Below are 16,091 nucleotides of genomic sequence, written 5' to 3'. Positions count from 1 at the left end.
AACGGTTTTTAATCTTTTCGCGGCAAGTAGATTACTTACGCAAACCAAGTTCTTTAACAATACCACGATATCTTGCGATATCTTTAGCTTTCAGGTAGTTAAGCAAACGACGACGTTTTGCTACCAACATTGTTAAAGCTCTCTCTGTACTATAATCTTTTCTGTTGAGCTTCATGTGCTCAGTCAGATGAGAAATACGGTAGGAAAACAAAGCTATCTGCGCCTCAGTTGAGCCAGTATCAGAGTTAGACTTCCCGTACTTTCCAAAGATTTCTTGCTTTTCAGCTGCGTCTAAATACATAATTTTTAGAATTTTTATATAGTAAATTATTCTTTTGAGCGTGCAAAGATAGACATTATCTTTATATCTCACAACGTTTTACAAGAAAAAAAATGTAGTTATAGCATATATTTCTAATCCTATTTTCGTACCTTTGCCGCCAAATAATAGGTATTATATGCAAAATATTCGAAACATTGCAATCATTGCCCATGTTGACCATGGGAAAACAACGCTGGTTGACAAGATGTTGTTGGCAGGAAATCTATTCCGCAACAATCAAAATAGTGGTGAACTTATCCTGGATAACAACGACCTGGAACGTGAACGTGGTATAACGATCCTTTCTAAAAATGTATCCATCAACTACAACGGTACTAAAATTAACATCATTGATACTCCGGGACACAGCGACTTCGGTGGTGAAGTAGAACGTGTATTGAATATGGCAGATGGCTGTATTCTGCTAGTCGATGCTTTCGAAGGCCCGATGCCCCAAACACGTTTCGTTCTTCAGAAAGCACTGGAAATCGGTTTGAAACCAATTGTGGTAGTTAATAAGGTAGATAAGCCCAACTGCCGTCCGGAAGAAGTTTACGAAATGGTATTTGATCTGATGTTCAGCCTCAACGCAACGGAAGACCAGCTGGACTTCCCCGTTATTTACGGTTCTGCCAAGAATAACTGGATGAGTACAGACTGGCAAAAGCCTACAGAAACCATTACCCCGTTACTGGACTGTATTATCGAAAACATCCCGGCTCCCAAACAACTGGAAGGAACTCCGCAGATGTTAATCACTTCACTGGATTATTCTTCTTATACCGGTCGTATCGCTGTAGGTCGTGTACACCGCGGTACCCTGAAAGAAGGAATGAACATTACGCTTGTAAAACGCAATGGCGACATGTTCAAATCTAAAATTAAAGAACTTCATGTATTTGAAGGTTTGGGACGCGTAAAAACCAATGAAGTTTCATCAGGAGATATTTGCGCATTGGTAGGTATCGAAGGATTTGAGATCGGAGATACTGTCTGCGATTTCGAAAATCCGGAAGCATTGCCGCCAATCGCCATCGACGAGCCGACGATGAGTATGTTATTTGCCATCAATGACTCTCCGTTCTTCGGAAAAGACGGTAAGTTCGTTACCTCACGCCACATCCACGATCGTCTGATGAAAGAGCTTGATAAGAATCTGGCACTTCGCGTAAGAAAGAGTGAAGAAGACGGCAAATGGATCGTTTCCGGTCGTGGCGTACTTCATCTTTCTGTATTGATCGAGACCATGCGCCGCGAAGGATACGAATTGCAGGTAGGCCAGCCACAGGTTATCTTTAAAGAAATAGACGGCGTTAAGTGCGAACCGATTGAAGAATTGACAATCAACGTGCCGGAAGAATATTCAAGCAAGATTATTGATATGGTGACCCGCCGTAAAGGTGAAATGGTGAAGATGGAAAATACGGGCGAACGTATCAACCTTGAGTTTGATATGCCTTCGCGTGGTATCATCGGTCTTCGTACCAACGTACTGACTGCTTCTGCCGGTGAAGCTATCATGGCACACCGTTTCAAAGAATACCAGCCGCACAAAGGAGAAATCGAACGCCGTACCAACGGTTCTATGATTGCCATGGAAAGCGGAACCGCTTTTGCTTATGCTATCGATAAATTACAGGACCGCGGTAAGTTCTTCATCTTCCCGCAAGACGAAGTATACGCAGGCCAGGTAGTAGGAGAGCACTCTCATGACAACGACCTGGTTATCAACGTTACAAAATCCAAGAAGCTCACCAACATGCGCGCTTCCGGATCTGATGATAAAGTTCGTCTGATTCCGCCCGTTCAGTTCTCACTTGAGGAAGCACTGGAGTACATCAAAGAAGATGAATATGTAGAAGTGACTCCGAAAGCAATGCGTATGCGCAAAGTTATTCTGGATGAAATCGAACGTAAACGTGCGAACAAATCGTAAGCAATCGCTTTAAATAAGTTAAAAGCCCGCCAGATGAGATCTAGCGGGCTTTTTCTATCTCAAGTTCATGCATATTCAACAGCTTCTTTACAATCCAATACCCAACCCTGGCTTCCGATATTCCTTTCAGCAACCGATGAGGGCATACAAAATTATCCTCCTTGATTTCGGCCTCCATATAGTAGAAGCAACAGGAGCAATCATGTTCAAATGCTTTTGCATACTCGAGAATATGCGTCGATATCAGAAAATGACAATGTGGAAAGTCTCTCAATAATTCATTGACTGCAACGGAAGCCTCAAACGCATCTTTCGCATTTGTTCCCCGAAACATTTCATCCAGCACCACCAAGCACTTCTTCCCGCTTCCCACTTTTATCAGTATTTCTTTAATCCGAAGTACCTCTGCCATAAAGTGGCTCCGCCCGTCTCTCAGAGAGTCCGGTAAATTTATAGAAGTATAGATACCTTCATAAACCGGACAAGTCATCGACTCGGCAAAAACGGGTAATCCGCAATGAGCCAGCCAAACAGCCAGAGTCAATGCCTTTAGCGTAGTAGACTTTCCCGCCATATTGGAACCGGTAAAAAGCGAGATATTCCCCTGAAACATATCCCAATTATTTCGCTGCGCATTCTTCACAAACGGATGCACGACTCCCTCTACAGAAAACTCCATTGCTTGTACCATCTTAGGAGTACAATTAAGCTTCTTTTCTTTTGCAACCCGATGGGCCGTTCTGCAAACATCCAGTAAATAAATAATGGATAACAACTCTTTGACAGACAAAAGACGGGTGGAACGAAACAGATAATCATATTTATCAATAGCATAAATCGATAAGCGGGCTTTTTCATCAGAAGTTTGCTCCAGCACTTCTTCCAGTTCACTTCCATGCAAAATACTCCGCACAGTACAGGCAGCCTCCTTCAACAATTTAGGCATATCACTCCTCGCCCCTGTCACCCATTCTTCCAAACGATGCAACATGAGAATAACGAGTTTCACTCCTCTGCAAATAACATAACGATTAGGATCGTATCTCACCAGACGGTCAATAAGTCCGGCACATGTAAATAGAATATTATTTCTCCTTATCTGATCGCGGTAACCTAGATAATATTCGATAAAATCCAGTTCCTCCTCATTTAGGGGAAGATCCGGCAGAAACTCCCAGTCGATTGCTTTCTGACGTTTACAGATCGTCTCCCAGTCACTCAACGGATACATAATCCACTCCAGCATCAGAGATTTCCCCTGTTTCGTTTCTGTTTTCAGAAACAAGGAACAAAGAGGTTGCTCGTCATACACGCTTTCCGTTATGCTTAAATCCGCACAGGTTTGCTTATCGGTATCCAGATACACCATAATTCTGTTTCTTAGTCCAACTTTCACAAAAATAGACAAAGTAATGACAGACAAGCAATAACGTTTCTTATAATAAGTTTTTTTAATACAAGATTACTCCTGCCACACCTGCCAGGCAGATCAGCAGAATAGGATGCAAATCCCATTTCCATGTAATAAAGAAAGCTGCCGCAAAGATTCCTATACTTTTATAATCAATAAAGTTCTCTCTGTTCATCATCAATAAGGCAGCTGAAGCAATCAATGCCACCGACATAGGAAGTAAGCCGGACATCGCTGCTTTAATATATTTATTATCCTTACACTTCGCGAAAAAATAAGAGATCAGTAAAACCAATATGAAGGAAGGCAAACAAACTGCCACAGTAGCAAGCACCGCTCCCCATACACTTTGTGTCACTGCATAGCCTACATAAGTAGCACTGTTAATGCCAATAGGTCCCGGAGTCATTTGAGAAATCGCCACTACATCCGTAAATTGCTGGGGAGTCAGCCAGTGGTGGAGATCTACAATTTCATGCTGGATAAGTGAAAGCATAGCATAACCACCTCCGAAACCAAACGTACCTATTTTCAGATACACCCAAAGTAACTGCCAATATATCATGCCTTTATATCTTTAATCTTATCTTTCAACCATAGCGTATATACCAACCCTCCGGCAATTCCCGCCAGTACTACATAAACAGGAGAAAGCCCGAATTGCCAGATCAAGACAGTAGCAATCACAGGGGCTACCAGTTGTACATACTTCAATTTCAAAGCTCTGACCGCAGATATACAGGGAAACAGAATCAACGCTACTACTGCCGGACGTATCCCATTAAAAATACGAATCATTACCTCATTATCCTGAAAACGGGCAAAGAACATGGCAATCAGCATCATTATAGCAAAAGAAGGCAGAATAGTCGCCAATGCACATACCAGACTTCCGCTTACTTTATGAAGTTTATAACCCACGAAAATGGAAATATTTACTGCAAAAACACCGGGGAGTGATTGAGTCAAGGCAAACATTTCCATAAATTCTTCCTTGCTCATCCAGTTTTTCTTTACTATTTCACGTTCTATCAAAGGAATCATGGCATAGCCTCCGCCAATAGTAAACATACCAATTTTTGCGAACGTATAAAAGAGTTTTAAATAAGTAATAATCATTTCTTTGTCAGCGTTTTATCGGATATAATTCAGATTAACAAAGATACGGAATTACCTTCATATTAACAAAAAAAGACGGCTCCTTTCGGAACCGCCCAGTTTTGCATTACATATCTATGTTCGATTAGAGCTTCGGACCAGCAGCAACTAAAGCCTTACCAGCTTCGTTACCTGTAAACTTAGCGAAGTTCTTGATGAAACGTCCAGCCAAATCTTTTGCTTTTTCTTCCCATTGGCAAGCACATTCGTAAGTGTCGCGTGGGTCAAGGATCTTCGGATCAACACCCGGAAGTTCTGTAGGAACAACAAAGTCGAAGAAAGGAATAACCTTAGTAGGAGCTTTGTCGATAGAACCGTCAAGGATAGCATCGATGATACCACGAGTATCTTTGATAGAAATACGTTTGCCAGAACCATTCCAACCTGTATTAACCAAGTATGCCTTAGCACCAGTCATTTCCATCTTCTTCACCAATTCTTCAGCATATTTAGTCGGGTGCAATGACAAGAAAGCAGCACCAAAGCAAGCAGAGAATGTCGGAGTCGGTTCAGTGATACCACGTTCTGTACCAGCCAATTTAGCTGTAAATCCAGACAGGAAGTAGTATTGAGCTTGTTCCGGATTTAGGATAGATACCGGAGGCAATACACCAAATGCATCAGCTGACAAGAAGATAACTTGTTTAGCGTGCGGACCTTTAGAAATAGGCTTAACGATATTTTCGATGTGATAGATAGGATAAGAAACACGAGTATTTTCAGTTACACTCTTATCCGTGAAGTCGATTTTACCATCAGCAGCCACAGTTACGTTTTCAAGTAAAGCATCACGTTTGATAGCGTTGTAGATATCCGGTTCACTTTCTTTATCCAGGTTGATAACTTTAGCATAGCAACCACCTTCGTAGTTGAATACGCCTTCGTTATCCCATCCGTGTTCGTCGTCACCGATCAACTTACGTTTCGGGTCAGTAGACAAAGTAGTCTTACCTGTACCAGATAAACCGAAGAAGATAGCTGAACTAGTTCCTTCCATATCTGTATTAGCAGAACAGTGCATAGAAGCGATACCACGAAGCGGGTTCATATAGTTCATGATAGAGAACATGCCTTTCTTCATTTCACCACCATACCAAGTATTCAGGATAACTTGTTCTTTAGTCTTCAAATTGAAAACAGTAGCAGTTTCAGAGTTCAAACCAAGCTCTTTGTAGTTGTCAACTTTTGCTTTAGAAGCGTTGAAACATACAAAATCAGGTTCTCCATAGCTAGCAAGTTCTTCTGCAGTCGGACGGATAAACATGTTAGTTACGAAGTGAGCCTGCCAAGCTACTTCCATGATGAAACGTACTTTCATACGAGTTGCTTCGTTAGCACCGCAGAAAGTATCAACAACAAACAAACGTTTGCCAGACAATTGTTTAACAGCTTTAGCCTTCAAGTCAGTCCAAGCTTCTTCTGTACAAGGTTTGTTGTCGTTTTTATATTCGTCAGAAGTCCACCATACTGAATCAGCAGAAGCTTCATTCTTAACGAAGAATTTATCTTTAGGAGAGCGACCGGTATAGATACCTGTCATTACATTAACAGCGCCTAATTCTGTTACTTGACCTTTTTCAAAGCCTTCCAGACCCGGTTTTGTTTCTTCAGCGAACAAAACATCATAAGACGGATTGTGCAGGATTTCAGTTACACCTGTAATACCGTACTTGCTCAAATCTAAATTTGCCATTTTCTTTTGAATTAATTAAAATTGGTATTTTGTTTTATTATCTCTTTCCAGCTTAAAGAAAGGAGCTTTGGATGCCCCTTGTAAATCCGGGTACAAAAGTAATACTTTCTTTGAAAAGGAAGAAGGGATTAGAGAAATTTTTCCCTAATTGAATCTCTTTTATAAATTCCTAACAATATCTGCAAACTGAATATTGCAATTTGAAAGATTATCGTTTACTTTGCAAGCCAGTATGTTGTCAATACGATGAAAATGAGATTAAATTATGATTAAACTATAATATGAAAGTAATTGATTTTAGCCAAACAAATTCGATTCTAAACCAGTACATATCCGAAATCAGAAATGTAGAAGTTCAGAACGACCGCCTGCGTTTCCGCCGTAATATTGAACGGATCGGAGAAATCATGGCCTACGAAATGAGCAAAGAGTTCCGATACTCTGTAAAAAACATCCAGACACCACTAGGTATTGCTCCCGTCAGCACACCGGACAACCAGCTTGTCATCAGCACCATTCTCCGCGCCGGTCTTCCTTTTCACCAGGGTTTTCTAAGTTATTTCGACGGGGCGGAAAACGCATTCGTCTCTGCCTATCGTAAATATAAGGACACACTGAAGTTTGATATACACATAGAATATATCGCTTCTCCCCGTATTGATGACAAAACGCTGATTATCACTGACCCAATGCTGGCTACAGGCGGCAGCATGGAGCTAAGCTACCAGGCAATGCTCACCAAAGGTCATCCAGCCGAAATTCACGTAGCGTCCATCATTGCCAGCCAACACGCAATCGAACATATTATGAATGTATTTCCCGAGAACAAAACAACCATCTGGTGCGCGGCCATCGATCCTGAAATCAACGAACATTCCTACATTGTGCCGGGACTGGGCGACGCAGGCGATCTGGCTTACGGAGAAAAAGAATAACAGTCAATACAGGAGAAAACTTTTCCCATTAAAGGTTCCTCCTATATTGTTGAGGCGACATCCCCATTTGCTTCTTAAAGAATGTGCCGAAATAAGAAGCATTGGGGAAGTTTAATTCATTAGATATCTCCAGAATGTCTTTCTGTGTATTTTTGAGTAATGAGATCGACTTACGGATAATAGCTTTAAAGACAAGCTCCTGTACTGTATATCCGCAAATATTCTTGGCAAGCGCAGACAGGTACTTGGGAGACAGACAAAGCTTATCTGCATAGAATCCGACTCCACGTTCCTTCATATAATATTGCTCTATGAGTTGAATCAGCCGGACAAAGATTTCATTTTTTCTTCCCCCGGTTTCTTGCCCTACACTGATCAGTTTACGATTGTGAATAGAACAGATCCGATATGTAAGGGCCAGCAAAAGGAGTTTTCTTTCATAAAGGTTGAACACACTCTCCTCCATTTCCAGAGCACTGTCCAGCAAAGACATGTATTTTACGATTTCATTTTCTTCCCCAGTAGTCCACACATAGCAAGGTTCCGGAATAAGTTGTGAATACATATACATGGAAACAACCGAATTACCGATAATATCCCGTATAGGCTGGATCTGATAGGCAAGAATAAATACCTCCATATCTTCGGATTCCTGAAGCACCTGGAAATGCGAATCTTCCGGGATAAAGAGAGTTTCGCCGGCGTTTGCCCGAAATAAGCGTTGATTCAGCGCAAACTGAAAATTTCCCTGCCGACAGATAATCAGCCCAAGCCCCCTCATGAGAAAGAGTTTCTTTAAAGAAGACGGAAAGGCGTTCAGCACTCCCCTCGAACTACAGATATTGTTCCCACTCAATAAATCCCGGTCCAGTTGTAACAAACGTTCCTGAAAAGTATTCATAATAACAAAACACTTATAATCTGATTACTATTTGAAAAACAATACTAAGTTAGCAATTTTCGTTTGGGATAAGGCACAACGAGCACAAAAATCATACAAATAACACCAGCATAAATAGTCCATCCCGCCATTTCTTTCACAGCAGAGAGTGTTGCCTGTACTTGTATCCGCCCTTTGACGGACATAGCAGCCATATTATGTGCTTCCGTTTCACTCTTTCCCTGATATTGCATTCCCTGCACAGTATTGCTATAGGAGGAGGAAGCTTCCAGATTGACCAGATCTACATTTTGCGCATAACGGGTTATATAATGTTGCTGCCGCTCCTGCAATACATTCGAATAGATTGCCCCTCCAATGCCCGGGCCCAGCACCATGCGCACGGTAAGCATAATGCAGATCCAGGTAGAAAGATATTTGAAAGGCATCCGCTGATTGGCATAAGCCGCTGTCAACGCATATAGAATCATCATCCCGATGGTACGGATAATCACAGGATATTTCATTCGCTCGTAAAGTCCGGCTGTCTGCACCTCAAAATACATAAATCCTGCCGATAACACCAAAAAGAAAAAGCCAAGAGCAAAAAGATATTTCAGATGTACCCCTTTAGACCCCAACACAATAGAAATCAAGGCACCTATAAAATAACCAACCATGCACCAGTTTGCCAATGATGCATTCTGCAAATTATCCAAGTGCATCCCAACCCCTGCATACACATTGACAAACATCGCACTGGAATTAATAATCATCAGTAGTAAATAAAGCAAAGCTCCCATGCGAATCGTACGTAGCCGCAGCGCTCCCAATATAAAATAAGAGGATCGCCGGGTAGCATCCATATAAAGAAAAATACCGGCAAAAAGAATACTGACTGCCGTTGCCCAACAAATAGACTGATCATCATACCAGTCCAGCACCTTGCCATAAACCAACACATAAGTGATGCACGTCAATGATATACAAAAGGCAGTTACATTGCCGAACTTACGGAAATTGATCGGAAAGCGTCCGGTAAAGCCATGATTAGGCATCGTAATAAACAGGATCAGAATGGAAAGCAGCAGAATGCCCATCATAAAATAGTATACATATTTCCATTCGTATTCGAAAGCCAGCCAAGCCGTCAGCGCTGTGCCCATTTGCCCCAAAATCATAAAAAACAGATAAACTACCGGCTGGCTGACACATTTCTCTATATCCAGCTTATCCCATCCCGCCGCATCTTTCGGCTCCATGCCGGGAGTGATATTACGCGTTGCCTCCATACCAAAAGCATATTTAATCAATGTAAACAGATTGACCATCATCAGCACCATACGCAGGAACCCTGTCAGCAGACTACAAAGCGCCAGCAAAAAGATACTGTCAGTTTTGGCACACACATAACTGAAAACATACATAAGTGCAAAGCCACCTATGCACATCAGCTTCTCCCGGCGTATGCAAACCAGTTCATACAAAAAAGGAGCAAACGCTGCCATACCGATAGAGGTCACAAAATTAGCAAACTGAATATGCTCGGAAATAATGCCTAAGCCGCTCATCATCTCGGTACTGTTTACAGAATAAACTCCGCCTACTGAAAGAATGGGCAGGAAAAAGAACAATAGGATGATAATACCTACCGGTTTGGGCACCCAATTGTAAAAAGGATAATTTCTAGGACATGAAGGCATGATCATCAGAGTTTAGCTTTTACTACTACCATCATACCTGCCGCCAACTTATCATTATCTTCTTTCGACAAATCCGTGAAATCAATACGGACAGGAATACGCTGCTGTATCTTTACGAAGTTTCCTGCTGAATTATCCGTTGGCACCAGTGAATATTTGGAACCAGTCGCTCCGGAAATAGCAGTCACTTTGCCTGTAAACTCTTTCTTACTGATAGCATCTACCGTGATGGCAACTTCCTGCCCGATACGCAGATTCTCAATCTGCGTTTCTTTATAATTAGCAATAATCCATTTTTGGGTATCCGGAAGGATATACGTAATGCATTGTCCTGCTGTAATAAACTGTCCCTCCTCTAACGAACGCCGGCCCAACTTGCCATCACAAGGAGCCAATACAACTGTATATGAAAGATTGAGCCGTGCCATCTCAAGCGCAGCCGTCGCACGCTGAATAGCAGCTTCCGTATTCTCACGACGATGAGAAACTTCATTCACTCCTGAAAGAGCTGCTTCCCGTTGACGCTTTGTCGCTTCCAGCTTCTTGAAGGTAGCTTCATATTCGGTCGCAATCTGTTCCAACTGGATAGGTGTGGCCGCATTTCGTTTGACCAGATTTTCATAGCGTTGCCGGTCCTTCTCCAATTTTGCCAGCCGGATTTCTATTTCGGCAATAGAAGCATCATATACAGATGCAGTTGTTTGCGTAGTCTGCAAGGTCGCATTTATCACAGTAGCGCCTGCCTGCGCATCTTTCAATGCAGCTTCAGCTTCCATCACCCGGATTTTATATTCGCGGTCATCCAGCACCAGCAATGTATCCCCTTTGTGCACCTGCTGATGTTCTGTGAAATAAATCTTATTAATATAGCCTGATGCACGCAGATTGACAGGCGACACATATTGCTCTATCTGTGCATCATTACTGGTCTCTGTCTGCTTATAGCCCAGAAAGAGAAAAACAACTTCAATCACTCCCCAAACGATAATAGCGACTCCAAATAAACTTACTATTATCTGCCAACGACGTAATTTTCTCATCTTCTTAGCTTTCTCCTGATGTGTACCGGAGACTGTATTTTTTTCCATTGTTTCCATATGAATGATTCAATTAGTTATCTATTATTTGAACAGGGACGCTATCTGTCCGGTCAACTTCAACAACATCAGGTTAGTCACCCGATAGTTATAATGTGCGCTAATGTAATTATTCTGTGCTTCACTCATCCGCATTTCATCTTGCAGCACCTCAGTCATCGATGTGATTCCTTCCCTGTAACGGTCAGTAGTAACTGCATACACTTCTTCGGCAAGCAGATAATTGTCTTTCTGCTTTTTAAAGTTGCGTTGGTTGTTCATCAAATCATTGACTGCATTCAGATATTGCGTATGCAGGTTCTTCCGTATGTCCAACTGCGAAAGTTTCATCATTTCAATATCAATCATCGCTTTCCGGATCTTGTATTTCTTATCCAGACCGTCGAAGATAGGAATACGCAAAGTCAACCCCACTCCATAAGAACGGAACCAATGATTAGACGGACCGGAATGGAACCAATGATAAGCCTCATCCGTATAAGCAGCAAACCTCCAGTTCCCCGTCAGATTGAGAGAAGGAATATAACCATTACTTATCAACCGTTTCTGCCTCTCTGCCAGCTGTACCTGCGATTGAAGCAACTGAAGTTCATACAGATTTTCCGATAATCCGGTCAACGCTACCGTAGCAATACTATCCGTATTGACCGGTAATAATCCAATCTCCTTCTCTGCCGGATAATCCATGATATATTTCAGCATATTCAGCTGTTGTGTCATCATCGCCTGCGCATTGTCATACTGCACTTTCAGGTTTTCAAGATTGATATTCACCCGCTTCAGGTCAACTTCCATTGCCATTCCATTATCGAAAAAGGCCTGAGTGATATCTCTCAATTCCTCCAATCGGGTAATATTGGCTTTTATCAATGCGATCTGCTCCGCGGTAACTTGCCCCAGATAATACATTTTACTAATCTGCAAGATTAAATCTTCTCTTGCCTTTTCGTACGAAAGCCGGCTCATCTCATCCACAATTTCTGCAATAGAAATCGAAGTGTAAAGAGTCTGATTATAAAGTGGCATCTGTAATTCCAGTCCGACATTGGCACCATATTGCAGTGTCCGGGTGATATTATATGGCACTCCATAAGAAGAACCGTCAGTCACGGAGACAGGCGGATCGATGTTATCATTGAAATTAGCAAAACCATTGATCTGCGGCAACAATTTCACCCGATTCTCTGAAACACCATACTTACTTTTTTGCATTGCTTTTCGTTTGCCCTGCAACGAGAGATTATTTTCAATCCCTATACGAAGGCAGTTCTCCAGAGTCAGAACATTCTGTGCACTCCCACCGATAACAGGCAGGCAAAAAAAGGAAAAAATGAACAATAGTCTTTTCATAATAATCGTTCTATAATCAGGCACAAATTTAATGGCTTAGGATAAAATGAGACTATCCATAAATCAACTGTTTATGTTCACATTTTCCTTTTTTCTGCCTTCGTTTCTTTCTTGAAACAGGATGGTGTCACTATCCGGCACTCATAGTGACACCATCCGACAAGGATGCTTACACTATCATCATAGGATAGTGACACCATGTTTTATAGATAAAACTCCGTTCTTTGTCGATTTCATTTTCATCTATTTCAACTACTACTTAACTTTGGAATATGAAACCAATTAACAGCAAAAAGAATGAAAAGAAACATGAGACTAATAGGGCTTGCTGCCTGCCTGATAAGTTGCAGCAGTCTGGCTGTGGCACAAGACCATCCGGAACCACAGGAAAGACAGCAGTATGAGCAACGCCTTCCACACGAAGTTCCGAATCCTGAAAAGATAGCAACTCAAATGACTGACAGGATGCAAGAGTCACTTCAACTGACAGAAAAGCAATACAAGAAAATCTATAAGCTGAATCTGAAAGAGCAGAAAGAACATTTCAAAGCTATGCAAAACTCCGGCGAACAACGTCCGCCAATGGGAGGCCGGGCATGAGAGGCGGTCGCCCGCCAATGGGCGGTAGCGAACCGCCGATAATGGGCGAAGGAAACTTTCCCGACGATATGGGGGAACGTCCTATGATGAACAAAGAACAGAATGTTGAAGATATACAAAAGAAAGCCGCAGAAGCTAAAAAGAAAAAGATAAAAAAAATTCTGACTCCGGAACAATATGCAAAGTGGCAAACCGAACAGGCTACTGCCCGCCAAAAGGCCCCTCAGATGAGGATGCATAAAGGCAATCATACGAATAAAATTTGAAAATTCTAACTATTTAAACATATAACAGCGTTTGTTTTTCATAATTTTTTAGTGAATGCATAAGCGGCTCTCTTCGGGATGAAGGGAGCCGCTTTAAATATATAGTATAAATATACAAGTCTTTGAGATCAGACAGTAGAATTAAGACTTTTCAATCTCATCTTTCTTTTGGGGAACTAACTTCTTCTTGCTAAACCAAATCAACACCATCACTCCGATCAGCAATAACGCCAACGATGCATAAGCTATACTTTCCGTCACATGCAAGCTCTGCGGATCAAACCACATCTCAATAGTATGCTTACCCGCAGGTACATTCATTACACGCAAAATATAGTCAGCGCGAGCAATATCTGCCGGCTGTCCGTCAATCTTTGCCTGCCAGCCCGGATAATATATCTCAGAAAAAACAACTACCCCATCTTTGGCAGAAGAAGTCTCATATACCAAGCGATTCGGTTCGTAGCTGGTCAGACGAATAGTAGATAAGGAGTCTTTATAACCTTCCGTTACGCCCTTCAACTGATCCTTAAATTTCGCATCGACCACAACTGTTTCCGTCGGAAGAATATCATTCAGCGCATCAATCTCTTCATTCGCATTATTGACATACTGCACCTTATCCACAAACCAAGCATTGCCGTACGCATAAGGATTCTCGACAGGAATTGTCTGTCCTTGCTCACCGGCAGGGAAGATAAAGTACTTCGTGTTCAGCATATTCAGCACCCGGAATTTAGAAGCATCCACACTATCCATCGCACCACCAGCGGCAGCAACCTCCTGATAGGTATCCTTCATTTCCGGAGTTATATGGTGATCAATCATTTCCTGATAACGACGCAACTTGGCTGCATGATAACCACCAACACTCTTATGCCAGTATGAAGTATTATTTTCATTGAAAGTATTATTGGGGAATCCTACGAAATTCAATACCCGATAATTCAAAGCCGTATCCTGAAGGATCATCTCATCTGTCTGAGTTTTAACAAATGCCCCTGTCTGTCTGGACTTCGGTACAAATTGTTCATCATTCAAATAGCGTTTATTGACAGTCCACATATCCACCAGACAAAGAATTGCAATACCGGCCACAGCCAGAGAAGCCTTCAACTTTTTCTGCTGATAGAGGAATAGCAAGAAACATCCTACGACTATAATAAAGAAACTACGCCATGCATCTGTTGTCAACATCGCCTTGCGCATTTCTGCCAAATTAGCAACGATCGGAGATAGATACTCAGCAGGCAGCCCTTGCTGTAGAGCCGACATTTCCTGTGCCGGAATATAGCTGGAGAAGAAAACTCCCGGAGCAACTGCCAAAATCAGCGAAACACCGGCCGTCAGCGCCAGAGTAATAATTACACCTGTCCGATTCTCTTTCCCCTTCAAGATTTCCGGTTTAGTCAAGACCTCTTTTAAAGCAAAGATCGCTAACAGTGGAATCGTAAATTCAGCAATAACCAAAATGGAAGATACGGCACGGAACTTATTATACATGGGTATATAGTCGATAAAAAAGTCCGTTAAACCCATAAAGTTCTTTCCCCACGAAAGCAGGATAGAAAAGATTGTAGCTCCCAGCAAGGCCCATTTCAGCGGTCCTTTCACAATAAAACATCCCAGTATGAACAAAAACAGAACAAAAGCTCCCACATATACCGGACCGGAAGTCATAGGCTGATCGCCAAAATACTGTGTTAACTGCGAATAAATGCTGCTATACATCGGATTCGCTTTTGCCATCGCTGTCTCATTCTTTGCCAAAGGAACCGACGCTCCTCCCTTTACGTTCGGCACCAGCAAAGTAAGCGTTTCACCAATTCCATAACTCCAGTTCGTAATATAGTTACGGTCCAGCCCACTACTAGTCTGATTGGCGGCAGGGCCTTCCTGTTTCAGTTCACTCTTCCCCCGCATTGTCTCCTTACTATACTCATAAGTATGATATAGATTAGAAAGATTGGCACATACTCCTATTGCCGCAGCTAATATCAGAACAGCACTCGCTTTGAAAAAATGTGGAAGTTCCTTTTTCTTATAAGCATCCTCAAAGTAAGCTCCTACAAAAAACAGGATGACGAACATGAAGTAATAGCTCATCTGAATATGGTTCGACTGAATCTGAAGCGCGATGAACAGAGCCGTTATAATTCCTCCCAACAGATATTTTTTCCGATAAGCCAGCACAATACCGGCAATCGTAGGCGGAATATAAGCCAATGTGACAAATTTCCATATATGCCCTGCCGATATCAGGATAAAGAAATAAGAAGAGAAGGCCCAGATGATTCCTCCTAAAGCAGACAGCCAGACAGATAGCCCAAATGCCCGCAAAAGGATATAGAACCCAAGCATCATAATGAAAGTCAACACTACATAGGGCGGAAGATACAAATGATAGATGTTTTCTATCCACTTCAGCGGTTTGGTAGAATCATAACTCGGAGACATCTGGTAGGTAGGCATACCTCCAAAAAGAGAATTTGTCCAGCGGGTACGTTCCCCTGTACGTTCAAGATATTCCTGAGCTTCTTGACCGGCTCCCACTCCAGCCACCGTATCGTGCTGAAACAAAATACGACCTTCAATATCAGCCGGAAAAAAATAAGCAAAAGAAAGAATGATAAAAGCTAAAATAGCAATTAAGTCGGGAAGGAACTTCTTCATAAAATTGACAATTGACAATTGACAATTGACAATTGAAGGTCAACAATAGCAGCCCGGCAGGTCACAC

14 protein-coding genes are annotated in these 16,091 nt (G+C 42.0%); 4 read left to right on the top strand and 10 right to left on the bottom strand.

What is annotated here, in order from left to right:
- Positions 1–31: 31 nt before the first annotated feature.
- Positions 32–301 (bottom strand): 30S ribosomal protein S15, encoded by a 270-nt coding sequence (rpsO, locus tag BLW31_RS18055; RefSeq protein WP_010535607.1) that lies wholly within the window; start codon positions 299–301, stop codon positions 32–34.
- A 157-nt stretch (positions 302–458) separates the two neighbouring features.
- Between rpsO and typA the strand changes: the two genes are divergently transcribed.
- Positions 459–2,258 carry a translational GTPase TypA gene (gene typA, locus BLW31_RS18050; RefSeq protein ID WP_010535608.1) on the top strand — a complete coding sequence of 600 codons (1,800 nt, stop codon included), beginning with the start codon at positions 459–461 and terminating at the stop codon, positions 2,256–2,258.
- A gap of 40 nt (positions 2,259–2,298) precedes the next feature.
- Here typA and BLW31_RS18045 read toward each other — a convergent pair whose 3' ends face one another.
- The 4 genes from BLW31_RS18045 to pckA form a co-directional block, all read right to left on the bottom strand.
- Complete coding sequence (locus BLW31_RS18045) at positions 2,299–3,627, bottom strand: MutS-related protein (protein WP_010535609.1); 1,329 nt, start codon at positions 3,625–3,627, stop codon at positions 2,299–2,301.
- 82 nt (positions 3,628–3,709) lie between these two features.
- Complete coding sequence (locus BLW31_RS18040; protein ID WP_010535610.1) at positions 3,710–4,234, bottom strand: chromate transporter; 525 nt, start codon at positions 4,232–4,234, stop codon at positions 3,710–3,712.
- Complete coding sequence (locus BLW31_RS18035; protein WP_010535611.1) at positions 4,231–4,788, bottom strand: chromate transporter; 558 nt, start codon at positions 4,786–4,788, stop codon at positions 4,231–4,233. Before BLW31_RS18035 ends, BLW31_RS18040 begins: the two co-directional genes overlap by 4 nt.
- 124 nt (positions 4,789–4,912) lie before the next feature.
- Positions 4,913–6,520 (bottom strand): phosphoenolpyruvate carboxykinase (ATP), encoded by a 1,608-nt coding sequence (pckA, locus tag BLW31_RS18030; RefSeq protein ID WP_010535612.1) that lies wholly within the window; start codon positions 6,518–6,520, stop codon positions 4,913–4,915.
- Positions 6,521–6,801: 281 nt separating this feature from the next.
- Between pckA and upp the strand changes: the two genes are divergently transcribed.
- On the top strand, positions 6,802–7,455 hold the full coding sequence (upp, locus tag BLW31_RS18025) for a uracil phosphoribosyltransferase (RefSeq protein ID WP_010535613.1): 654 nt from the start codon (positions 6,802–6,804) through the stop codon (positions 7,453–7,455).
- 28 nt (positions 7,456–7,483) lie between these two features.
- On the opposite strand, the gene BLW31_RS18020 is transcribed toward upp, so the two are convergent.
- The 4 genes from BLW31_RS18020 to BLW31_RS18005 are packed head-to-tail and all read right to left on the bottom strand — an operon-like array spanning position 7,484 to position 12,485.
- Complete coding sequence (locus BLW31_RS18020) at positions 7,484–8,356, bottom strand: helix-turn-helix domain-containing protein (protein ID WP_010535614.1); 873 nt, start codon at positions 8,354–8,356, stop codon at positions 7,484–7,486.
- A gap of 44 nt (positions 8,357–8,400) precedes the next feature.
- The gene (locus BLW31_RS18015) at positions 8,401–10,038 is read right to left on the bottom strand and encodes a hypothetical protein (RefSeq protein ID WP_029425068.1); all 1,638 of its coding nucleotides are present in this window, start codon (positions 10,036–10,038) and stop codon (positions 8,401–8,403) included.
- A 5-nt stretch (positions 10,039–10,043) separates the two neighbouring features.
- Positions 10,044–11,135 (bottom strand): HlyD family secretion protein, encoded by a 1,092-nt coding sequence (locus tag BLW31_RS18010; protein WP_010535616.1) that lies wholly within the window; start codon positions 11,133–11,135, stop codon positions 10,044–10,046.
- 24 nt (positions 11,136–11,159) lie between these two features.
- Complete coding sequence (locus BLW31_RS18005; RefSeq protein WP_010535617.1) at positions 11,160–12,485, bottom strand: TolC family protein; 1,326 nt, start codon at positions 12,483–12,485, stop codon at positions 11,160–11,162.
- Positions 12,486–12,782: 297 nt separating this feature from the next.
- Between BLW31_RS18005 and BLW31_RS24905 the strand changes: the two genes are divergently transcribed.
- Both BLW31_RS24905 and BLW31_RS24900 read left to right on the top strand, forming a co-directional pair.
- Entirely contained in the window at positions 12,783–13,085 is a 303-nt protein-coding gene (locus tag BLW31_RS24905; RefSeq protein WP_109115412.1) for a DUF4890 domain-containing protein, read from the top strand.
- Positions 13,082–13,351 carry a hypothetical protein gene (locus tag BLW31_RS24900; protein ID WP_224207246.1) on the top strand — a complete coding sequence of 90 codons (270 nt, stop codon included), beginning with the start codon at positions 13,082–13,084 and terminating at the stop codon, positions 13,349–13,351. Before BLW31_RS24905 ends, BLW31_RS24900 begins: the two co-directional genes overlap by 4 nt.
- A gap of 141 nt (positions 13,352–13,492) precedes the next feature.
- Here the strand turns inward: BLW31_RS24900 and BLW31_RS17995 are convergent, their stop codons facing one another.
- Positions 13,493–16,024: a YfhO family protein gene (locus BLW31_RS17995; protein WP_010535620.1), complete on the bottom strand. Its 2,532-nt coding sequence runs from the start codon at positions 16,022–16,024 to the stop codon at positions 13,493–13,495.
- Positions 16,025–16,091 lie beyond the last annotated feature (67 nt).

This window comes from Bacteroides faecis MAJ27 (assembly GCF_900106755.1).
In the GTDB taxonomy this organism is placed as follows: Bacteria; Bacteroidota; Bacteroidia; order Bacteroidales; family Bacteroidaceae; genus Bacteroides; species Bacteroides faecis.
This window is presented reverse-complemented; position numbering and strand designations above follow the sequence as displayed.